Origin of the sequence: Bacillus sp. AY2-1, from assembly GCF_008368965.1 — a bacterium.
Classification (GTDB): Bacteria; Bacillota; Bacilli; order Bacillales; family Bacillaceae_G; genus Bacillus_A; species Bacillus_A thuringiensis_S.
Genome location: NZ_QPEL01000072.1, coordinates 21,908 through 28,231, shown reverse-complemented (window position 1 = coordinate 28,231; position 6,324 = coordinate 21,908). Strand labels below are relative to the sequence as shown.

The window sequence follows — 6,324 nt, the reverse complement described above, 5'->3', positions numbered from 1 at the left end:
ACCTATTGTTGTTTTTTATTTATGTAAATTACTTTTTCACTTCTACATGATGAAGAGATTCTTTTTCATCTCTTACATAACTATTCACAAGACTTAAAAGTAATTTACCACCAATTAACATTGCTTGTTCATCAAAATCAGCACGTAGCGCTATCGTCTTCCCAGGTCTTCCACCTTCAATTACGCCGATTACTCCTCTGCTCCCGATATTTGTTTTCACATCAATATGAAAACTTTTTAAGATTTCAGCTATTTTTCTCGGCGTTTCTATTTCTTGCAACGATAGCTCTGGATATTGATGAAAATCTCTTCGTCATGAAACTATTTGGTTATATAAACTTTCCAATTCTTTATGCCATGTTTCTATCCTAGAAATTCCCCTTTCTTTATTTAACACTTTAAACAAAACTTACATAATATTCAGTATTTAACCATTAAAAAAAGAGAACTTTCTCTAAAAGTCCTCCTACTATTCTAGTCACTATTTTGCTTCAACACAAAAATTGAAAGTTCAGGTACACTCCAAAATCTAACAGGCATCCTAGTAGTCCCAATGCCACGATTTACATATAAATATAACGGCTTACTCTTCCCCTCTACTTCATACATACCTTCAACATAGTTCTCAGCTAGTTTGGTAGTAATTAACGGACCTACAAAAGGAATTTGGACTTGTCCTCCGTGACTATGTCCTGACAGTTGAAGATCAACTGGGTAACGATTGATTTTGGTTACAACATCCGGCTCATGTACTAATAACATGTTGAAATCATTTTGTTTCAAGTTTTTTAAAGTTGAATCTATTTGCGGCTTCCCTAATAGAAAATCATCCAAACCTGATATTGTAATATATTTGCCGTTTTCCACTTTAATTTTCTGCACTTCATTTACTAATACAGAAAAACCAGCTTCCTCCATATATTTTTTGTAAAATAAACTACCGCCCCCGCCCCTATCATGATTCCCAAACACAGCATATTTCCCTAAGGGAGCGTAAATTTTCTGCAAAATAGCCTTCGCTTCTTCTCTTTCCGCACTATAAGACCCAAATTTATCTATTAAATCTCCAGTAAAAACTACTATATCTGGATGTAATTCATTCATCTTCTCCACTAAATGTTCAAGTTGTTTCAGTGTAAACTCTGGTCCTAAATGTACATCTGAAAACTGTAATATTTTTTTATTATTAAATTCTTTAGGAATTGCAGAAGCTTCTATTTCATTCCACGTAACTGTTACTAATTTTCGTTCTATTTCTGTCGCATAATAATACAAACTTACTGGTATCATTAATATACTTATAAAAATAATAATAAATATCTTTACGATTGATTTTTTTCGTTCTTTTTTTACATGATTCGTATTCATGTTTTCACCTCTAGAAACACTTTAAATCCTTATTGTTACATTAATGTGACAACATGAACAATGTTATCAATATGTCGTTCCCTCTCTATTCACTTTGACAATTTTATACAGAAGTCATAACATATTTTTATAATACGTAGATTTTTGAATTTTTTCTATTCATTCCATCATTTTATTACGGAGGGGTTATTCATGTCTGTATTTACACCAGAAGAAATTACGAAACTTGCTGCGAATTCAGGAAGGAAAAAAGGTCATTTATCATTGCTCCCTATGCTAATTCTTGGTTTTTTTGGTGGTGCTTTTATCTCATTAGGGTATTTACTCGATATTCATGTTATTGGGACAATGCCAAAATATTGGGGATCATTTTCTAGTTTTCTAGGCGCTGCTGTATTCCCTATTGGTCTTATTCTCGTTATTCTTGCAGGCGGTGAACTAGTTACTGGTAACATGATGACAGTTTCTATGGCCTGGTTCCAAAAGAAAATTACTTTATTTTATTTCATACGAAATTTAGTTATTGTTACATTTAGCAATTTCATAGGAGCTGTATTCGTAGCCTATTTTTTCGGTCATATCGTCGGCTTAACTGAAGGAGCTTTTTTAGCGAAAACTATTTCTATCGCTCAAGCGAAACTACAAGATACACCATTGCAAGCATTTATTTCTGCAATCGGATGTAATTGGCTCGTTTGTTTAGCTGTTTGGCTCAGTATGGGAAGTAAAGAATTTATCGGAAAGATTATCGGTATTTGGTTCCCAGTTATGACTTTTGTTGCGATTGGATTTCAACACGTTGTAGCCAATATGTTTGTCATCCCAGCTGCGATTTTTGCCGGTCATTTCACTTGGGCTGAATATTTTCCAAACTTTATTTTTGTTTTCTTTGGAAATTTAGTAGGGGGTATGTTATTTGTAGCACTACCTTACTTCATATCTTATAATAAGAAACTACCTTCTCATCAAGAGAAGACTGAAATGAAGAACAAATCTCTATCCGCTTAAATGGAATGTCTATAAAGTGTCCTAAAAAATATTACAAATTTCATTTTTTTTGCGAATATATGTACGTACACTTGTTCTCGAATGTTTTATACGTTATAATAACAACTTAAATAGCATTATTTACATATGAGGTGAAAAACATGAACAAAACAGAATTAATTAAAAACGTAGCACAAAATGCTGAGATTTCTCAAAAAGAAGCTACTGTAGTTGTACAAACTGTAGTAGAATCAATCACTAACACTTTAGCTGCTGGTGAAAAAGTACAACTTATCGGATTCGGTACATTCGAAGTTCGCGAAAGAGCTGCTCGTACAGGCCGTAACCCACAAACTGGTGAAGAAATGCAAATCGCAGCTTCTAAAGTACCTGCTTTCAAAGCTGGTAAAGAACTAAAAGAAGCTGTAAAATAATGAAAAATATCCTTCTCATTTATGAGAAGGATATTTTTTTCATAACATAATTAATAAAAATCTGACCATTATGCTGTTTCTTTTGTTCTTTTATGCAAATAAAACCTTTACTTTTAAAAAAAGGTTTTGCGGTAATGCTCGCCTCTGTATATATCTCCCTATGCCCCAATTTCACTGCTTCTTTTTCTAACATCTGTAGTATGTATGAAGCGACTCTTTTCCCTTGATAATCTTTATGTGTAAATAAACGATCTACGTAATGATCATCGTTATAATCCCCAAATCCCAATATCACACCGTTATGATCCGCTACATAACTAATATTCTTCTCTAAAGACTTTAACCAGCTTTCTCTATCTAGTCGATTTGGTGCCCACGCCTGTAGCTGTAACTCATTATAATCTTTTGCATTAACCGTATGAACTGTCTCATAGAACAATTGTAATACTTGCTCTAAATCTTCTTTCTGAAATGTTCTAACTATAATATCTTTTAACATATATAAGTCTCCTTACCAAACTACCTCTTAACTTTTCTACTACATACGATTCCATATTTCTTCTTTATTATATCGTTTTAATTTCTATACGAACAAAAAAACAATACTTATTCAAAGTATTGTTTTTTAATTCTATTCAATTACTTTAATGTAGCTTTTTAAGACTTTAATTTAACTCTTTGTAATCTTAATGCATTTAATACAACGGATACAGAACTAAATGCCATCGCTGCTCCAGCAACCCAAGGTGCTAAGAAGCCTAATGCCGCGATTGGAATTCCTAACGCGTTATAAGCTAATGCCCAGAATAAATTTTGTTTAATATTTCTTATCGTCATTTTACTCATAAAGATCGCATCAGCAATACTATTTAAATCCCCACGGATTAACGTAATATCTGCCGCTTCCATCGCTACATCCGTTCCTGTTCCAATTGCCATACCGATATCCGCCGTAGCAAGAGCAGGAGCATCATTTATTCCATCTCCAACCATTGCTACTTTCTTACCTTGTGCTTGGAGTTTTTTCACTTCTTCTGCTTTTCCTTCTGGCAATACTTCTGCAATTACGTGATCAATACCAACTTGCTTTGCAATCGCCTGAGCAGTTTGTGTATTATCTCCTGTAATCATCACAACGTCTAGACCCATTTTTTTCAGTCTTGCGATAGCTGCTTTTGAAGTATCTTTCACAGTATCTGCAACGGCAACTATACCGGCATATTCTTTATCGATTGCAATAAGCATTGCTGTTTTTCCTTCTCGTTCTAGCGCTTCCATTGATTTAGAAACTTCTTCAATATCAATATTGAATTCCTTCATTAATCGACGTGTGCCAATTAATAATTGTTTTCCTTCTACAACTGATTCGATACCGAATCCTGGAATCGCTTCAAACGTTTCTGAACTTGGGATATCAATTTTCTTTTCTTTAATTCCTTCTACAATCGCTTCTGCAAGTGGATGTTCAGAATTTCTTTCTGCTGCCCCTACTAAACGTAGTATTTCTTCTTCACGGAATCCATCTGCTACAATTACATCTGTTAACACCGGCTTCCCGTTTGTCACAGTACCTGTTTTATCTAGAATAACTGTATCTAATCGGTGTGTTGCTTCTAAATGCTCCCCGCCCTTAAATAAAATACCATACTCAGCCGATCTTCCTGATCCTGCCATAATAGATGTAGGCGTTGCAAGCCCTAATGCACACGGACAAGCGATAACAAGTACGGCAATCATTTTCTCAAGTGCTCCGCCAAAATCACCAGGTGTAACAAATAGCATCCACACTGCAAATGTGATAATTGCAATCACAACTACAACTGGTACGAAAATACCTGAAATTTGATCTGCTACCCTTTGAATAGGAGCTTTTGAACCTTGAGCCTCTTCTACTACTTTAATAATTTGAGCTAATGCAGTATCTCTGCCTACCTTAGTGGCTTTCACTTTTAAAAACCCATTTTTATTTATTGTAGAACCGATTACTCCATCTCCAATTGTTTTATCAACCGGAATACTTTCGCCTGTTAACATCGATTCATCTATCGCTGACTTTCCTTCTACAATTTCCCCATCTACTGGGATTTTTTCACCAGGCTTTACATAGACGATATCACCAGCTACTACTTCTTCAATCAAAATTTTTATTTCTGTTCCATCTCGCACAACTGTAGCTGTCTTCGCTTGTAAACCCATCAATTTTTTAATCGCTTCTGATGAGCGCCCTTTTGCTTTCGCTTCAAATAATTTACCTAAAATAATTAATGTAATAAGTACCGCACTCGTTTCAAAATATAAATCTGTCATATGTTCCGAAGAACCAATAGATTGAATACTTAAATATACACTATAGAAATAGGCGGCCGACGTTCCAAGCGCCACGAGAACATCCATATTAGCACTTTTATTGCGTAACGCTTTATAAGCCCCAACATAAAACTGTCCACCAATGATAAATTGAACAGGAGTTGCAAGTGTTAGTTGCACCCAAGGGTTCATTAACATATCTGGTAAATAAATAAACGAAGTAAATGAGAAATGACTAACCATTGCCCACAATAATGGGAAAGATAAAATAAACGAAATAATAAACTTCTTCTTTTGTCGCTCAATTTCTTGTAATCGATGATCAGTTGATGCATCTTGATCATCTGGTTTCACTTCTAATTTATATCCTAGCTTCGTAATCACGCTCTTCATTTCATTTACATTAACTTCATCAGGATTAAAGTCTACTGTGGCTGATTCTAAAGCAAAATTTACTGTCGCCTTGTTCACACCATCTAACTTATTTAAACGCTTTTCAACTCTATTTGCACATGCTGCACATGTCATTCCTGAAACAGTAAATTCAGCTTTATCACTTACAATTCCATATCCTAACGATTCAACTTTTTCTTTAAATTGTTGCGGATTTGTTTTAGTTGGATCGTACATTATTTTTGTTTTTTCAAGCGCAAAATTTACATTTGCCTCATGAACACCTTCTACTTTTTTTAGACCTTTTTCAATTCTATTTGCACATGCCGCACATGTCATTCCTGATATTTGAAGATTGGCCTCTTTTTTTTCATTCATGTCTCTCACCTCTATATACCCTTATGAGGTATAATTATTAGCAAAATAAATCGTACTTCATTTAAAGTACGATTTATCTCCATATCTAAAAATAATTATTGAACATCGTATCCTTGATCTTCGATTACAGCAACGATATCTTTTAATGTTACAGCAGACGAATCGATAGTAACTTCAACAGTTCCTTCTGCTAATTGAACCTTCACTTGTTCAACACCGTTTAGCTCTTTCACACTGCTTTCGATAGCATTTACACAATGTCCACAAGACATACCTTCAACTTGTAATGTTAACTGTTCCATTTAAAATCCTCCTCTTGTTTATTCATTGTTTGTTAATCACAATTACATCTTACCATACCCCCCTAAGGTAATCAATGGTTTTATATCATGATTTTTCAATTATTTTCTAAAAGTTTATTTTACACACACTTTTTCACTACAATACACCAAAATCC

General features: G+C 34.2%; 6 protein-coding genes and 1 pseudogene. 2 read left to right on the top strand and 5 right to left on the bottom strand.

From position 1 onward, the window contains the following. Positions 1-130: 130 nt before the first annotated feature. Both DN403_RS31785 and DN403_RS18230 read right to left on the bottom strand, forming a co-directional pair. Positions 131-367 (bottom strand): annotated as a pseudogene (locus DN403_RS31785) (amidohydrolase); the annotation flags it as partial. 107 nt (positions 368-474) lie between these two features. Then, on the bottom strand, positions 475-1,368 hold the full coding sequence (locus DN403_RS18230) for a metallophosphoesterase (protein ID WP_001095333.1): 894 nt from the start codon (positions 1,366-1,368) through the stop codon (positions 475-477). A 192-nt stretch (positions 1,369-1,560) separates the two neighbouring features. Between DN403_RS18230 and DN403_RS18225 the strand changes: the two genes are divergently transcribed. Both DN403_RS18225 and DN403_RS18220 read left to right on the top strand, forming a co-directional pair. Then, positions 1,561-2,376 carry a formate/nitrite transporter family protein gene (locus DN403_RS18225; RefSeq protein ID WP_000110552.1) on the top strand — a complete coding sequence of 272 codons (816 nt, stop codon included), beginning with the start codon at positions 1,561-1,563 and terminating at the stop codon, positions 2,374-2,376. A gap of 140 nt (positions 2,377-2,516) precedes the next feature. Further along, entirely contained in the window at positions 2,517-2,789 is a 273-nt protein-coding gene (locus DN403_RS18220) for an HU family DNA-binding protein (RefSeq protein WP_001043904.1), read from the top strand. 19 nt (positions 2,790-2,808) lie between these two features. On the opposite strand, the gene DN403_RS18215 is transcribed toward DN403_RS18220, so the two are convergent. From DN403_RS18215 to copZ, 3 genes are all read right to left on the bottom strand, one after another. Next, on the bottom strand, positions 2,809-3,288 hold the full coding sequence (locus tag DN403_RS18215; protein ID WP_000910172.1) for a GNAT family N-acetyltransferase: 480 nt from the start codon (positions 3,286-3,288) through the stop codon (positions 2,809-2,811). A gap of 158 nt (positions 3,289-3,446) precedes the next feature. Further along, on the bottom strand, positions 3,447-5,867 hold the full coding sequence (locus DN403_RS18210) for a heavy metal translocating P-type ATPase (RefSeq protein WP_001003184.1): 2,421 nt from the start codon (positions 5,865-5,867) through the stop codon (positions 3,447-3,449). A gap of 95 nt (positions 5,868-5,962) precedes the next feature. After that, positions 5,963-6,169, bottom strand: coding sequence for a copper chaperone CopZ (gene copZ / locus DN403_RS18205; RefSeq protein WP_000436973.1), 207 nt, complete (start codon positions 6,167-6,169; stop codon positions 5,963-5,965). Positions 6,170-6,324: the final 155 nt, after the last annotated feature.

Coding starts and splice junctions, on each gene's coding strand:
- DN403_RS18230 (WP_001095333.1), bottom strand. CDS start 1,368: ATGAATACGAATCATGTAAAAAAAGAACGAAAAAAATCAATCGTAAAG.
- DN403_RS18225 (WP_000110552.1), top strand. CDS start 1,561: ATGTCTGTATTTACACCAGAAGAAATTACGAAACTTGCTGCGAATTCA.
- DN403_RS18220 (WP_001043904.1), top strand. CDS start 2,517: ATGAACAAAACAGAATTAATTAAAAACGTAGCACAAAATGCTGAGATT.
- DN403_RS18215 (WP_000910172.1), bottom strand. CDS start 3,288: ATGTTAAAAGATATTATAGTTAGAACATTTCAGAAAGAAGATTTAGAG.
- DN403_RS18210 (WP_001003184.1), bottom strand. CDS start 5,867: ATGAATGAAAAAAAAGAGGCCAATCTTCAAATATCAGGAATGACATGT.
- copZ (WP_000436973.1), bottom strand. CDS start 6,169: ATGGAACAGTTAACATTACAAGTTGAAGGTATGTCTTGTGGACATTGT.